The organism is Nocardia sp. NBC_00881 (genome assembly GCF_045207455.1).
Classification (GTDB): domain Bacteria; phylum Actinomycetota; class Actinomycetes; order Mycobacteriales; family Mycobacteriaceae; genus Nocardia.
Genome location: NZ_CP108798.1, coordinates 3,345,871 through 3,359,486 on the forward strand (window position 1 = coordinate 3,345,871; position 13,616 = coordinate 3,359,486).

At 68.9% G+C, this 13,616-nt stretch carries 14 protein-coding genes; 3 read left to right on the forward strand and 11 right to left on the reverse strand.

Translation table 11 applies throughout. From position 1 onward, the window contains the following. Positions 1-54 precede the first annotated feature (54 nt). On the forward strand, positions 55-660 hold the full coding sequence (locus OH799_RS13690; RefSeq protein ID WP_406280195.1) for a TetR/AcrR family transcriptional regulator: 606 nt from the start codon (positions 55-57) through the stop codon (positions 658-660). Between the two features lie 93 nt (positions 661-753). Here the strand turns inward: OH799_RS13690 and truB are convergent, their stop codons facing one another. The 11 genes from truB to rimP all read right to left on the reverse strand — a co-directional run bounded on the left by truB (position 754) and on the right by rimP (position 12,413). Next, entirely contained in the window at positions 754-1,653 is a 900-nt protein-coding gene (truB, locus tag OH799_RS13695; protein WP_406280197.1) for a tRNA pseudouridine(55) synthase TruB, read from the reverse strand. Next, positions 1,653-2,321 carry a 4'-phosphopantetheinyl transferase Npt gene (gene npt / locus OH799_RS13700; RefSeq protein ID WP_406280199.1) on the reverse strand — a complete coding sequence of 223 codons (669 nt, stop codon included), beginning with the start codon at positions 2,319-2,321 and terminating at the stop codon, positions 1,653-1,655. The genes truB and npt overlap by 1 nt, the downstream gene beginning before the upstream one ends. 30 nt (positions 2,322-2,351) lie before the next feature. After that, entirely contained in the window at positions 2,352-3,296 is a 945-nt protein-coding gene (locus OH799_RS13705) for a metallophosphoesterase family protein (RefSeq protein WP_406282086.1), read from the reverse strand. Positions 3,297-3,510: 214 nt separating this feature from the next. Further along, positions 3,511-4,893 (reverse strand): MATE family efflux transporter, encoded by a 1,383-nt coding sequence (locus tag OH799_RS13710; protein ID WP_406280201.1) that lies wholly within the window; start codon positions 4,891-4,893, stop codon positions 3,511-3,513. 296 nt (positions 4,894-5,189) lie between these two features. Further along, positions 5,190-6,191: a bifunctional oligoribonuclease/PAP phosphatase NrnA gene (locus OH799_RS13715; protein ID WP_406280203.1), complete on the reverse strand. Its 1,002-nt coding sequence runs from the start codon at positions 6,189-6,191 to the stop codon at positions 5,190-5,192. 13 nt (positions 6,192-6,204) lie between these two features. Then, a complete protein-coding gene (rbfA, locus tag OH799_RS13720; RefSeq protein WP_406280205.1) occupies positions 6,205-6,648 on the reverse strand; it encodes a 30S ribosome-binding factor RbfA in 444 nt (147 codons plus the stop codon). Between the two features lie 102 nt (positions 6,649-6,750). Continuing rightward, positions 6,751-7,041 carry a DUF503 domain-containing protein gene (locus OH799_RS13725; RefSeq protein WP_406280207.1) on the reverse strand — a complete coding sequence of 97 codons (291 nt, stop codon included), beginning with the start codon at positions 7,039-7,041 and terminating at the stop codon, positions 6,751-6,753. Between the two features lie 82 nt (positions 7,042-7,123). Next, positions 7,124-10,153: a translation initiation factor IF-2 gene (gene infB, locus OH799_RS13730; RefSeq protein ID WP_406280209.1), complete on the reverse strand. Its 3,030-nt coding sequence runs from the start codon at positions 10,151-10,153 to the stop codon at positions 7,124-7,126. A 108-nt stretch (positions 10,154-10,261) separates the two neighbouring features. Beyond that, positions 10,262-10,540, reverse strand: coding sequence for a YlxR family protein (locus tag OH799_RS13735; RefSeq protein WP_406280211.1), 279 nt, complete (start codon positions 10,538-10,540; stop codon positions 10,262-10,264). A gap of 176 nt (positions 10,541-10,716) precedes the next feature. Further along, complete coding sequence (gene nusA, locus OH799_RS13740; RefSeq protein WP_357260506.1) at positions 10,717-11,748, reverse strand: transcription termination factor NusA; 1,032 nt, start codon at positions 11,746-11,748, stop codon at positions 10,717-10,719. After that, a complete protein-coding gene (gene rimP / locus OH799_RS13745; protein WP_357260503.1) occupies positions 11,745-12,413 on the reverse strand; it encodes a ribosome maturation factor RimP in 669 nt (222 codons plus the stop codon). The genes nusA and rimP overlap by 4 nt, the downstream gene beginning before the upstream one ends. A 162-nt stretch (positions 12,414-12,575) precedes the next feature. Here rimP and OH799_RS13750 point away from each other — a divergent pair, with 162 nt between their 5' ends. Next, positions 12,576-13,172 (forward strand): hypothetical protein, encoded by a 597-nt coding sequence (locus tag OH799_RS13750; protein WP_406280214.1) that lies wholly within the window; start codon positions 12,576-12,578, stop codon positions 13,170-13,172. Continuing rightward, positions 13,169-13,603, forward strand: coding sequence for a ferritin-like domain-containing protein (locus tag OH799_RS13755; RefSeq protein WP_406280216.1), 435 nt, complete (start codon positions 13,169-13,171; stop codon positions 13,601-13,603). The genes OH799_RS13750 and OH799_RS13755 overlap by 4 nt, the downstream gene beginning before the upstream one ends. Positions 13,604-13,616: the final 13 nt, after the last annotated feature.

Consider the following 13,616-nt stretch of genomic DNA (forward strand, 5'->3'; position numbering starts at 1 on the left):
TGCCTACTAAGACCCTACGGCTCTCGGTAGACGTACGTCAACTAAGCTCAGGAGATGAGTACCCGCCGCCGCCTCTCCCCCGATGAGCGCCGCCGCGTGCTGCTCGATGCCGGGGCGAAGCTGTTCGCCGAACGCCCGTACGACGGCGTCCTCATGGAGGACGTCGCCGCCGCGGCGGGCGTGTCCCGCGCTCTGCTCTACCGGCACTTCCCGAGCAAGCGCGAGCTGTTCGCAGCCGTCTACGAACTCGCGTCCGATCAGCTGCTGATCGCGACGACCTTCGACGCCGATGCCCCACTGGCCGACCAGCTCGCCGCGGGTCTGGACGCGCACTTCGATTACTTCGAGGCCAACGCCAACAGCGTGCTCGCCGCCAACCACGTGCTGGCCGCCGATCCCACGATCCAGGCGATCATCACGGGAGAACTCGGCGAACTGCGCAACCGCGTGCTCGACGCGATGCGGCTGGATGGGCGCCTTCGCGCGACCGTCTCCTCGATCCTGATGAGCTGGCTTACCTTCGTCCGGGTGCTCACCGTCGATTGGCTGGAAAACGGCACTCTGACGCGCACCGAAATGCGCGAGACCTCGCTCGGGGCGTTGCTCGGCGCACTGCGGCCGATCATCGACCTCGACGTCGAAGGCACAGCTGACCGATGAAATCGTTGTCCACCAATGAATTCCGCCCTGAGCCAGGCACTCGGATACACGCGGTTGCTCCACGCCGCACGGGCGCGAGCGGTCCGCGTCCCGCTACAGGTTCGCCGGGCGCACAACCATGACCGAGGACGCCCGCTTGCCGCTCTCCCGCAGCAGCGCGATCGCACGCCCCTCCGAGTCGATGGCGGCGTACACGCCCGGGATTCCGACCGGTTCGAGCCAACGACCGTTACGCAGATCCTCGGCCTGCGCGGCGTCGATGTCGCGGTGCGCGAAGGCGGTGCGCACGGCCTGGTCCATGTCGAGGCTGAGCAGCGGCCCGTCGGCTTCCGCCGCGGCCGCCACCTCGTCCAGGCTGCGGGCGTGGTCGAGGGTGAACGGACCGACCCTGGTGCGGCGCAACGCGGTCAGGTGGCCGCCGACGCCGAGCGCGGCGCCCAGATCGCGGGCCAGCGCCCGCACGTAGGTGCCCGAGGAGCATTCGACCACCACATCCAGGTCCACGAAATCGCCGTTGTCGCGGCGGGCGAGCACGTCGAACCGCGACACCGTGACCGGGCGGGCGGCCAGCTGCACGTCCTCGCCCGCGCGGTGGCGGGCGTAGGCGCGTTCGCCGTTCACTTTGATCGCGCTCACGGTGGCCGGAACCTGGTCGATATCGCCGGTCAATTCGGTCGTACGCGTGGCGATGTGGTCGTCGCTGAGGTGTGTGGCCGGAGTGGTGGACAACACCTCGCCCTCGGCGTCGTCGGTGGTTGTCGCCTGCCCGAGGCGGATGGTCGCCGTGTACACCTTCGTCGTCAAGGTGAGCAGGCCGAGCAGCTTCGTCGCCCGTTCCACGCCGAGAACGAGCACGCCGGTGGCCATCGGGTCGAGGGTGCCCGCGTGCCCGACTTTCTTCGTGCGCAGTAGCTTCCGACATTTCGCGACGATATCGTGGCTGGTCCAGCCGCCGTCCTTGTCGACAATGAGCAGCCCGCCGAGACTGCCCATCAGGCGTGCACGATCGCGGTCAGGATGTAACCGTCGGCGATCAGCCAGCGACCGTCGAACGAACGCAGCGGGACCCCGCCATCGGTGGTCTGGCCGGGCACCAGCAGCTCGCTGTGGAAGCCGCCGTGACCGGACTCGGCAGAGCAGTCCTCGATCTCGAAGCTGATGTGCGCTTCCTCGAAGCCCAGCCAGCGCAGGGTCAGCGGGAACCACGCTTTGTAGGTAGCCTCCTTGGCGCAGAACAGCAGACGGTCCAGATGCAGTGCGGAGTCCATGGTATTCAGCCACTCCCGCTCCCGCGGGAGACTGACGGAGTCGAGTACCCCGTCGGGCAGCGTGGCGTGCGGCTCGGCATCGATGCCGATCGAACGGAACCGAAGCTTGTGGCCGAGCGCGGCGGCGCGATACCCGTCGCAGTGCGTCAGGCTGCCGACAATCCCGCGCGGCCACACCGGAGCGCCGCGCTCCCCCTTGCCGATCGCGACCTGCGGCTCGCCGAGCTGCGCGAGCGCGAGCCGGGCACAGTGCCGCGCGCCGATGAAATCGCGGCGCCGCTTCTCCACCGACTTGGCGATGAGATGCTCCTCGGCCGGATGCGGCTTCAGATCCTCCGGGTAATCCAGCAGCTCAGCCGAGGCGACACCCCCGGGCAAAATATTCTCGATCATCACCGACGAGCCTAGTCGAGCCGGTGCGCACTACTGGCGTCCGCGCCGCTGCTGCGCCTTGCTACGCATTTCGGCGGCGGCGGCTTCCATTTCGGGGGTCACCTGGAAGTGGCCGCCGAATTTGTTCAGCGTGCCCGGCGGATACTGCGGGGTCGGCAGGATCTGGCGCAGCAGCTGCGCGGGCAGGCCGCGACGCTGCCATTCCCGCGGGTAGCCGAGCGAGACCTCCTCGAACCGCACACCGTCGTAGTACGAAGTGCGCGGAATGTGCAGGTGGCCATAGACCGAGCAGACCACGTTGTACCGGGTGTGCCAATCGGCGGTGAGTTCGGTACCGCACCACAGCGCGAACTCCGGGTAGAACAGCACGTCCGTCGGCTGGCGAACCAATGGAAAGTGGTTGATCAGCACGACCGGCGTGCCGGGTGCGAGTGCGTCGAGCTTGCGCCTGGTCACCTGCACGCGGGCGTGGCACCACGCGTCCCTGGTCAGATACGGCTCCGGCGAGAGAAGGAACTCATCGGTGGCCACCACGTTGCGCTCCCGGGCGATGGCAAGGCCCTGGGCTTTGGTGGTCGCGCCCTCTGGCAGGAACGAATAGTCGTACAGCAGGAACATCGGCGCCAAGGTCACCGGTCCGCCATACTCCTCGGCGCCCGCGCCGTCCCACACCGGGAACGGGTCCTCCGGCGTGAGCACGTCCAGGTCCCGGCACAGCGACACCAGGTAGTCATAGCGCGCCACGCCCGAGATCTGCGCCGGATCCTTCGCCGTGGTCCACAGCTCGTGGTTGCCCGGCACCCAGATCACCTTGGCGAACCGGCCGCGCAGCAGCTCCAACGCCCACCGAATGTCCTCGGTCTTCTCCCCGACGTCCCCGGCCACGATGAGCCAGTCCTCCGGAGAGTCCGCCGTGATCTGCTCGACAACCGGCCGATTCCCCTGGTGCCCGACATGAATGTCGCTCACCGCCATCAACTTGGGTATCACCACACCTACCTTGGCACATCCGTTCCGATCCGCGTCCACCGACCGGTGGGGGTGTCGCTCACGACTGCACCTCGCTGACGCTCGGCTCCGTCGTGCGCGACTGCGCGCTGTGTCCCCGGCTCACTCGCTGACGCTCCCTCACAACTGCACCTCGTTGATGCAGGGCTCCGTCGTGCGCGACTCACTCGCCGACGCTCCCTCATGTTGGCACCTCGGCGCCGACTCGGGCCCACCGGCCGGACAGCGCACGCCACGCCACGGCGATCAGCCGCACCAGCATGAACGCGACCAGGCCGGACCAAATTCCGGCGAGCCCCCATCCGAAGACCAGCGACAGCCAGATGGCGGGCAGGAAGCCGAGCAATGCCGCGGTCAGCGTGGTGGTGCGCAGGTAGGCGGCATCGCCCGCACCGAGCAGGACACCATCGAGGGCGAAGACGATGCCCGCCACCGGGATCAGGGCAACGAAGAACCACCACACGACGTGGGTGCGATCCAGAACCTCCGGGTCATCGGTGAACAGCGTCGGGATGGCCGCCGCCCCCACCGCGAAACAGGCCGCCAGGATGAGGCTGAAGATCTCCGACCAGCGCGTGACGCGCCGGGCCAGGTGGCGGGCGCCCTCCGCGTCGCCCGCGCCGAGCGCGGCGCCGGTGAGTGTCTGCGCGGCGATGGCCAGCGAATCCAGGGTGAGCGCGAGGAAGTTCCACAGCTGCAGAACCAACTGGTGGGCGGCGACCGAGGCGGCGCCGAACCGGGCCGCGACCGCCGCAGCCGAGACGAAACAGGCTTGGAAGGCGAAACTGCGGACGATGAGATCGCGACCGAGGACGAGCTGCGCGCGCATCACCGACCAGTGCGGGGTGAGCGAAACCCGTTCACGGATCAGCGCGTTCAGGAACAGGACCGCCGTGAGGGTCTGACCGGCGACGTTCGCGACAGCGGAACCGGACAGTTCCATACGCGGCGCACCGAGCAACCCGTGCACCAACATCGGGCAGAGGATTCCCGAAACCGCAAGTCCGGCAACGACATATGCCAGCGGCCTGCGCGTCTCCTGGACGCCGCGCAGCCAACCGTTGCCCGCCATCGAGATCAAGATCAGGGGAACACCGAACAGCGCGATCCGCACCCAGGCCAGCGCGGTGGCGGCGATATCGCCGCCACCCGCGATCGCGTTCGTCAGCGGAACGGCGAAGCCCTGCACCAGCACCACGATCGTGGCGCCGACCGCGATCGCTATCCAGGTGGCCTGCACGCCCTCGGCGACCGCGCCCCGGGCGTCACCCGCGCCGTGACGGCGAGCCGACCGTGCGGTAGTGCCGTAGGACAGGAAGGTCAGCTGCGAACTGGTCTGCGTCAGAATCAATCCACCGACCGCGAGACCGGCCAGCGCGAGCGCACCGAGACGGCCGACGACGGCGAGATCGAACAGAAGATAGATCGGCTCGGCGACCAGCACGCCGAGCGTCGGCAACGCCAGACCGAGAATGCGCCTGGGGCCGGCCTCGGTGGCCGATTCGGTGCGGCCCGGTATCTGCGGCGTCTCCGGGCCGGCGACCTCCGCTTCACCGGAACCCATCGCATTCACCGAAACCTCCCTGCACGGGCGTGCTCGAGGCCGCCGACGATCCACGCGATTCCCACCCTTGCATGGGGCACCGACACATTCCGTCGCCCGCGGGCCGGGCGGTATGTGGACTCGAACCATGGCGGCCGCACTCGTCGCACGACCACCGGAGTGCTCGGAGAGGGTATGGACGTCGATCGGTCGTGTGAAGACGTGCGCCCAGGCATAAAGCGAACATCATCGTCCCACGGCAAGACGATTCGGCCGAGCAATCTCCGCCCGTAACCGACCGGAGTCGGCGGACCCGATCACCCGAGTGCGGCCAACAGCGCGCCGACCAGATCGTCGGGCATACCGTACGCGGTGTAGCCGGCCGCGAAGCGATGTCCGCCACCGCCCAGCGCCGTGGCCACCTCGGCGAGATCGATACCGTCGCCCGTGCTCCGCCCGCTGTCCCGCGAGCGCAGCGACACCGTCCACCGGTCGGGCACCGTACGAGATTCCTTGAACACCGCGGCGATCCCGGCTTCGGCGGTCGTGCGCACGATGTCTATCACGCTCTCGACCTCCTCCGACCGCACCCCGTCGACATCGTCACGTCGCACGAACGCATACACCAGCCCCACGCCGCCAAGCGCATCCGGCGCCAGCTGCGCGGTACCGAGCACCCGCGACAGCATCATCAGCCAGCCGAACGGGTGGGTGTCCAGCAGAGTGCGAGCGATGTCCGCGCCATCGATGCCGGTGGCCAGCAGCCGCTCCGCCAATTCGTGTGTGCCTGGCTGGACCCACCGGAACGAGCCGGTGTCGGTCACCAGGCCGGCGTACAGGCAATGCGCCACGTCCGGATCGATCGGCACTCGCCACGCGTCGAGCAGCCGCGCGACCACACTCGTCGTGGACTCGGCACCGGGATCGACCACGTTGATCGCACCGAAGCGCGTGTTGGACCGATGGTGGTCGATCACCAGTGTCGTGGCGGCACCGGGCAATCGGTCGGCGAGCACACCGAGCCGCCCCCTACTGCCGCAGTCCACCGCGACGAGCAGGTCGACCTCAGCGGGCACGTCAGCGGGCGCGACCAAGTGCCGCACACCCGGCAGCGAGGTCATCGACATGGGCAACTCCGCCGGTTCGGCGAACGACACCCACACGGGGATTCCGCGCCGGTGCAGGACCAGCGCCAACGCAAGGCCGCTTCCGATGGTGTCCGCGTCGGGCTGGACATGGCAGACGACGGTGACCGAGCGTGCCGCGTCCAACGCCAGCACGGCCGCGTCCAAGTCGGCCGTTTCCCGCATCGTCGTCATCGACTACCGCATGTCACTCGTCGCCGTCGCGTTCGACCTTGTAGGGGTCGACGTCGCCCGCGTGCCTGGCGTGGGCTGCCACCTTGGCGACCGCGTCGTCCGCGGCCCGCGCCTTGGCGAGCAGGTCCTCCATCTGCCGCGCCGCGTCGGGCACAGTGTCCAGCACGAACGCCAGCGTGGGGGTGAACTTCACCCCGGTTCCCGCGCCCACCTTTGAGCGCAACACACCCTTGGCCTTCTCCAGGCCCGCGGCAGCGCCGACGTAATCCGGTTCGGCGTCGATGGTTTCACCCATCACGGTGTAGTACACCGTCGCCTCCCGGAGATCGCCGGTGACCTTGGCGTCGGTGACGGTCACGAAACGCAGCCGCGGATCCTTCACCTCGTATTCGATCGCGGTCGCCACGATCGAGGAAATCCGCTTGGCGAGTCGGCGTGCCCTGGCTTGATCCACCATGGCCGTTTCCTCCTCACTACTAACTCTGTTCAATGGCGGCGGAAGCAGAACCCTCCGTGGTCATGCGAGTGACGGCCTCTGTGCCCGTCGCTCCCGCCGCGGTCAGTCTTCAGGTCCGAAGATTCGGCGGCGCACCGCCAGCAACTGTAACTCCGGACGTGCCGCGACGTGCCGTTCACATTTGTCCAACACCTCGGTCAGATGGCCAATGCCCGCGCTGATCATGGCCACCCCCAATACCGAGCGGCGGTACAGATCGTGTTCCCCGCCCTCGGCGGCGCTGACACCGAAGCGCTGCAATTCGGCAAGGATCGGCCGGATCACGGAGCGCTTCTGTTTCAGCGAATGCACATCGCCCAGCAGGAGGTCGAACTCCAGGGCACCCAGATACACCCACTTACCTTCTTTTGTGGTTCGGACGGCCGGTCCGGACGCCACACCTACTCGGCGCGGCGTCCGGAATCGTCTCGGTCTCTCAGTCGCGCGGCTTCTCGCGCAGCTCGTAGGCCTCGACGATGTCGCCTTCCTTGATGTCGGAGTAGGTGACCGTCATACCGCATTCGAAGCCCTCGCGGACCTCGGTGACGTCGTCCTTCTCCCGGCGCAGCGACGAGATCGTCGTGGTTTCGGCGATCACCACGTTGTCGCGGAGCAGGCGCGCCTTGGCGTTGCGCTTGACCGAACCCGAGGTGACCATGCAGCCGGCGATATTGCCGATCTTCGACGAGCGGAAGATCGCTCTGATCTCGGCGCGACCCAGCTCGACCTCTTCGTAGATCGGCTTGAGCATGCCCTTGAGGGCCTTCTCGATCTCGTCGATGGCCTGGTAGATCACCGAGTAGTACCGGATGTCGACACCCTCGCGGTTGGCGAGTTCGGTCGCCTTGCCCTCCGCACGGACATTGAACCCGATGATGATCGCGTTGGACGCCGAGGCCAAGTTGACATTGGTCTCGGTGACGCCACCGACACCACGGTCGATGACCCGCAGCCGCACCTCGTCGTCGACCTGGATACCGAGCAGCGCCTCTTCGAGTGCCTCGACGGTACCGGAGTTGTCGCCCTTGAGGATCAGGTTCAGCTCGCTGGTTTCCTTCAGCGCGGCATCCAGATCTTCCAGGCTGATCCGCTTACGACTGCGTGCGGCCAGCGCGTTGCGCTTGCGCGCGTTGCGCCGGTCGGCGATCTGCCGGGCGATCCGGTCCTCGTCGACTACGAGGAGATTGTCACCGGCGCCTGGCACCGACGTGAAGCCGACGACCTGGACCGGCCGCGACGGCAGCGCCGCCTCGACATCCTCGCCGTGCTCGTCGACCATGCGGCGCACCCGACCGTAGGCGTCGCCCGCGACGATCGAGTCGCCGACGCGCAGCGTGCCGCGCTGCACCAGCACCGTGGCGACCGGGCCGCGACCGCGGTCGAGGTGCGCCTCGATGGCCACACCCTGCGCGTCCATGTCCGGGTTCGCCCGCAGGTCGAGGGCGGCGTCCGCGGTGAGCAGAACCGCCTCGAGCAGCGCCTCGATGTTGATGTTCTCTCTGGCGGAGATGTCGACGAACATGGTTTCGCCGCCGTATTCCTCGGCCACCAGGTTGTACTCCGTGAGCTGCTGCCGGATCTTCTCCGGGTTCGCGCCTTCCTTGTCGATCTTGTTGACCGCCACCACGATCGGCACGTCGGCGGCCTGTGCGTGGTTGATCGCCTCCACCGTCTGCGGCATGACACCGTCGTCGGCGGCAACCACCAGGATCGCGATGTCGGTGGCCTTCGCACCGCGGGCACGCATGGCGGTGAACGCCTCGTGACCCGGGGTGTCGATGAAGGTGATGAGCCGGTCTTCCTGGCCCAGGTGGGTGAGTACCTGGTAGGCGCCGATGTGCTGGGTGATGCCACCGGCCTCGCCCTCGCGGACGTTGGTCTTGCGGATGGTGTCCAGCAGTCGGGTCTTACCGTGGTCGACGTGACCCATGACGGTCACCACCGGTGGACGCTGTTCGAGGTCTTCCTCGCCGCCCTCGTCCTCGCCGTAGGTGAGGTCGAACGACTCCAGCAGTTCGCGGTCCTCGTCCTCCGGGCTGACCACGTGCACGACGTAGTTCATCTCGCCGCCGAGCAGCTCGAGCGTCTCGTCGTTCACCGACTGGGTCGCGGTGACCATTTCGCCGAGGTTGAACAGCGCCTGCACCAGCGCGGCCGGGTTCGCGTCGATCTTCTCCGCGAAGTCCGACAGCGAGGCGCCGCGGGCGAGCCGGATGATCTCGCCGTTGCCGCGCGGCAGCCGCACACCGCCGACGGCGGGCGCCTGCATCGAGTCGTACTCTTGCCGCTTCTGCCGCTTCGATTTACGGCCACGACGGGGCGCGCCACCGGGACGGCCGAACGCACCGGCCGCACCGCCGCGGCCGCCGGGACCACCTGGACGACCGCCGCCACCGCCACCGGGACGACCGCGGAATCCACCGGCAGCGCCACCGGCGCCGGGCGCACCCGCGCCCGCACCGGGCGCACCGCTGCCACCGCCACCGCGGTAACCACCGCCACCGCCACCGCCGCCACCGCCGCCGGGACGACCGGCACCGGCGCCACCGGGACGACCCGGACGACCGGCACCGGGACCACCGGCACCGCCCGGACGCGCCGCACGGGACGGCATCGCACCAGGGTTCGGACGCGGCGGCATCGAGCCAGGACTCGGACGCGGACCGCCGGGACGCGGACCACCCTGACCGGCCGCCGGACGCGCACCCTGCGCGGGACTGGGACGCGGACCACCCTGAGCGGGACCGGGACGCGGACCACCCTGCCCCGGACCGGGACGCGGACCACCCTGCCCCTGACCGGGGGCCGGACGCGGCGCGGGACGCTCGGGAGCCGACGAATACGGGTTGTTGCCGACGCGCGGGGTCTTCGGCCCCGGACGTGGACCGGAAGCCGCGCCGCCCGGGCGCTGGCCACCCGGCGCGGAAGCAGCGGGACGCTGCTGCTGACCGGGACGCGGGCCGCCGCCCGGCGTCGGACGCGGACCGGCCGGTGCCTGCGCGGGATTCGCGGTCGGGCTTGACACGGCCGAAGCCGCGGGCGCGACGGATTCCTGCACCGGCTTGGGAGACGGCCCGGGACGAGCGGCGGGTCCCGGCTTCACGGCCGGAGACTCGCCCTTCACGGCCGGCGACTCGCTGGGACGAGCGGCGGGACGGGCGGTCTCCTGGGCGGCAGGCGCCGCCTGAACGGGGGCCGATGGACGGGGACCGGGGCGCGGGCCGCCGACTGCGGGCTTCGCGGCCGGACGGGCCGAGGACGGACCGGGGCGTGTACCCGATTTGGTGCCGTTCGACGGGGCCGATTTCGCCGCGAACGACTCACGCAGCCGACGCGCGACGGGTGCTTCCACCGTCGAGGACGCCGACTTCACGAACTCGCCTTGCTCCTTGAGCGTTGCGAGTAGTTCCTTGCTCGTGACACCGAGTTCTTTGGCCAACTCGTGCACGCGGGCCTTGCCTGCCACTGCTCTCCTCACTGAGAGGTCGAGCAGCGCCACCGTTTTGGGGACGGGGGCCCGCACGACCTCGGGTTATCTCCGATGGACGTTCATCGTTGGTACTTCACGGTGTGCTCATGAGTGCTCGTGCCTGTTCTCGAGGTAACGCTCCAGGACTGAGATATCCAGTTGTCCGGACACTCGTAGTGCTCTGCCGATCGCTCGGCGTCGCTCTGCCGTGCTCAGACAAGCCGAAAAGGGGTGCAGCCAGGCACCCCGTCCGGAAAGTCTACGCCGCGGATCGGGAATGATCTCGATGGGGTGGGAGCCGTCTCCGGTCTCACGATCTCGAGCCACGATCCGCAACAGATCGACGGCCAGTTCGCGCTTCCGGCACCCGATACAGGTCCGCACGGGAGCTGCTGGACGCTGGGGCGCCGCCTGCTGCTCGGTGATGCGGTCAAGCAAAGGAACCGAAGGCTCGGACTGAACCTTCGACCACTCTACCGCTGCCCCGCTCGGAACGCCGAACCCCTCCCCCGCGGAAGTTACCAACATGTCATCCCGAGCATTCCGCCGACGGGTTTCCGTCAACTGCGGTGCGCCTCCGTTCGAACCGATCCACCACCCATGTCGGGCGCGGCGTCGCTGCGTATATCGATGCGCCACCCGGTAAGTCGCGCCGCGAGGCGGGCATTCTGCCCCTCCTTGCCGATAGCCAGCGAGAGCTGGAAATCGGGGACCACGACGCGGGCCGCGCGGGCTTCTGGGTCCACAATAGTGACGGAAACCACTTTCGACGGTGAGAGCGCGTTCCCGACGAAGGTCGCCGGGTCGTCGGCGTAGTCGATGATGTCGATCTTCTCGCCGGCCAGCTCGCTCATCACGTTGCGCACGCGCTGCCCCATCGGGCCGATACAGGCACCCTTGGCGTTGACGCCGGGCACGGTGGTGCGCACGGCGATCTTGGAGCGGTGGCCCGCCTCACGCGCCACTGCGACGATCTCCACCGACCCGTCGGCGATCTCGGGCACCTCCAGCGCGAACAGCCGCCGCACCAGATTCGGGTGGGTGCGCGACAGCGTGATCTGCGGACCGCGCTGCCCTCGGGAGACGCCGACGACGTAGCACTTGATCCGGTCTCCGTGTTCGTAGGTCTCCCCCGGCACCTGCTCGGCGGGCGGGATCAGCCCCTCGGCGCCGTGCAGCTCGCTGCCGATGCGCACCACGATCGTGCCGCGGGCGTTGGCGCGCGCGTCGCGCTGCACCACGCCGCCGACGATATCGCCTTCGTGCGTGGAGAACTCGCCGAAGGACTTCTCGTTCTCCGCGTCCCGCAGCCGCTGCAGCACGACCTGGCGTGCGGTGGTCGCCGCGATGCGGCCGAACCCCTCTGGGGTGTCGTCCCATTCGGAGATCACATTGCCGTCGACGTCCAGCTCGCGGGCCATCACCCGGACCACACCGGTCCTCTGGTTGATGTCGATGCGGGCGTTGGGCTGATGGCCCTCGGTGTGGCGGTACGCGGTGAGCAGCGCCGACTCGATCGCGGAGATCACGGTCTCGATCGAGATCCCCTTGTCGGCGACTATCGCGCGCAGGGCTTCGATTTCGATGTTCATTCCACGATCCCTTCGGTCGGCGAATCGGACGCTGTTACGGATTCGGGTTGTGCATTCGGTGTTCCTCGGACATCAGCGGCGTTATCGACCGCTCCCGCATCTTCCTGGCCCGGGTTCGGACGCCCCGGGACGACTCCGCCGGCGAGTTCCAGCTCCCGCGCGCCGGGCGGAGAGAACTCGACTTGGACGACGGCCGCGGCGATGTCGGCGAGCGGGACGGTCACCCGGTGCGGGTTCCGTTTGCCGCCGAGCACCAGCGCCACCGAATCATCGGCGAGGGCACCGACCCTGGCCTCGAATGTCGCCGACCCCTCCGGGGACTGCGCGCCCTTGTGTAGCGAGATCCGCACCTTCCTGCCGCGCGCCCGGCGCCAGTGCCGGACCGCGGTCAGCGGGCGATCGATCCCCGGAGTCGAGACTTCCAACAGGTAGGGCGTCTCGCCGAACTCGCCCGCGTCGTCGAGCTGGACCGACAGTTCCGAGCTGAGCATGGCGATAGAGTCCAGATCGGAGGTGTCGTCGCTGTCCACCGTCACCTTCACTCGAGCCTGCACATCCGCATGCTTGCCCGACGTCGAGATCTCGACACCCTCGAGGTCGTATCCTCGGCGCTCGACGAGTCCAGCCACGAGCTGGCTCACCCTTTCCTCGGTCGGCATCGGCATGTGGGGCGGCTCCTGGTTCAGTTGTGACGCGGTGGGAAATTTCTCTACCGAAGGTCTAGCGTAACGCGCCCCGAGAGTGTAAGGGACCGGCGGTCGAGGAGTACGCGCGCCACGGCCGACACCTCGTCCGGTGGCGTGCCGTGAATCTGGCACGATGATGCCGTGCGCATCCGCCTTCCCGCCCCGCCGCGTGCCGGGTGCATATCCGGCATCCCCTCCGACCTGAGCGAGCCTCGTCGTGCCGCCCTGGACCGTCGCGGCGCGCTACGTCTGGCGGGCGGAGGAACCGTCGGAATCCTTGCCATCGGCGCGCTGGCGGGCTGCGGCACCGACGACGTGGTGCACGAACCGGATCCCCTTGCCGCCCAGGAGGTCCTGGCTCGCGCGGACGCGGCGGCGGCGACCGCGGCCATCGCGCTGGCGCCGCACCGGCACGCCGCGCTGACCGCGATCGCCGTCGAACGCACCGCGCACGCCGACGCGCTGAAGGCCGAGATCGATCGTGTGATCGGCGTGTACGGCGACGGCACCAAGCCGGTGCACCGCACCCGCGCCAACGGCCCAGCCCGGCCCTCGAGCCCGTCCGCCGTAGCTTCCGGCAGCGCCGTGCCGCCCGGTGTCGAGGCACTGCGCGCCCAGCTGTCCGAGTCCCAGAAGTCGGCCGCCGACCTCGCCCGCACCCAGTCGGGGTACCGCGCCGGGTTGCTGGCCTCGATCAGCGCGGCCTGCGCCGCTCAGGCAGGGGTGCTGCTCGCGTGACCGACACCGAACGTCAGGCGCTCCTGGAGGCGCTGAACGCCGAGTATGGCGCGGTGTACGCCTACGGGGTGATCGCCGCGTACGCCTCGCCGGAACGAACCCGATTGATCGCCGAGCACACCGCCGCGCACCGCGCACGGCGCGACAGCACCGCCGACGCGCTCGCCGCCAGCGGCGCGACCGTGCCACCGCCGGACGCCGCCTACACGGTGCCGTTCCCGGTCACCGATCCGATCCCGGCCGCCCGGCTCGCCGCGACCGTGGAGTCCGACACCGCCGTCGCCTGGCGCTCGGTGGTGGAACACGGCGAATCCGAATCCGTCCGCCGCACCGGTGTCGACGCGCTCACCGAAACCGCCGTCCGCCTGGCCCTCTGGCAGTCGATTCTCGGCGCCAATCCACCGACGACCGCGTTTCCCGGCAAAACCTGATCACGATCGACCC

Bases quoted from the DNA above. Each gene is read 5' to 3' on its own strand.
- truB (WP_406280197.1), bottom strand. From the start codon at position 1,653: ATGGGCAGTCTCGGCGGGCTGCTCATTGTCGACAAGGACGGCGGCTGG.
- nusA (WP_357260506.1), bottom strand. From the start codon at position 11,748: ATGAACATCGAAATCGAAGCCCTGCGCGCGATAGTCGCCGACAAGGGG.
- npt (WP_406280199.1), bottom strand. From the start codon at position 2,321: ATGATCGAGAATATTTTGCCCGGGGGTGTCGCCTCGGCTGAGCTGCTG.
- rbfA (WP_406280205.1), bottom strand. From the start codon at position 6,648: ATGGTGGATCAAGCCAGGGCACGCCGACTCGCCAAGCGGATTTCCTCG.
- OH799_RS13690 (WP_406280195.1), top strand. From the start codon at position 55: ATGAGTACCCGCCGCCGCCTCTCCCCCGATGAGCGCCGCCGCGTGCTG.
- OH799_RS13705 (WP_406282086.1), bottom strand. From the start codon at position 3,296: ATGGCGGTGAGCGACATTCATGTCGGGCACCAGGGGAATCGGCCGGTT.
- OH799_RS13710 (WP_406280201.1), bottom strand. From the start codon at position 4,893: ATGGGTTCCGGTGAAGCGGAGGTCGCCGGCCCGGAGACGCCGCAGATA.
- OH799_RS13715 (WP_406280203.1), bottom strand. From the start codon at position 6,191: ATGACGACGATGCGGGAAACGGCCGACTTGGACGCGGCCGTGCTGGCG.
- rimP (WP_357260503.1), bottom strand. From the start codon at position 12,413: ATGCCGATGCCGACCGAGGAAAGGGTGAGCCAGCTCGTGGCTGGACTC.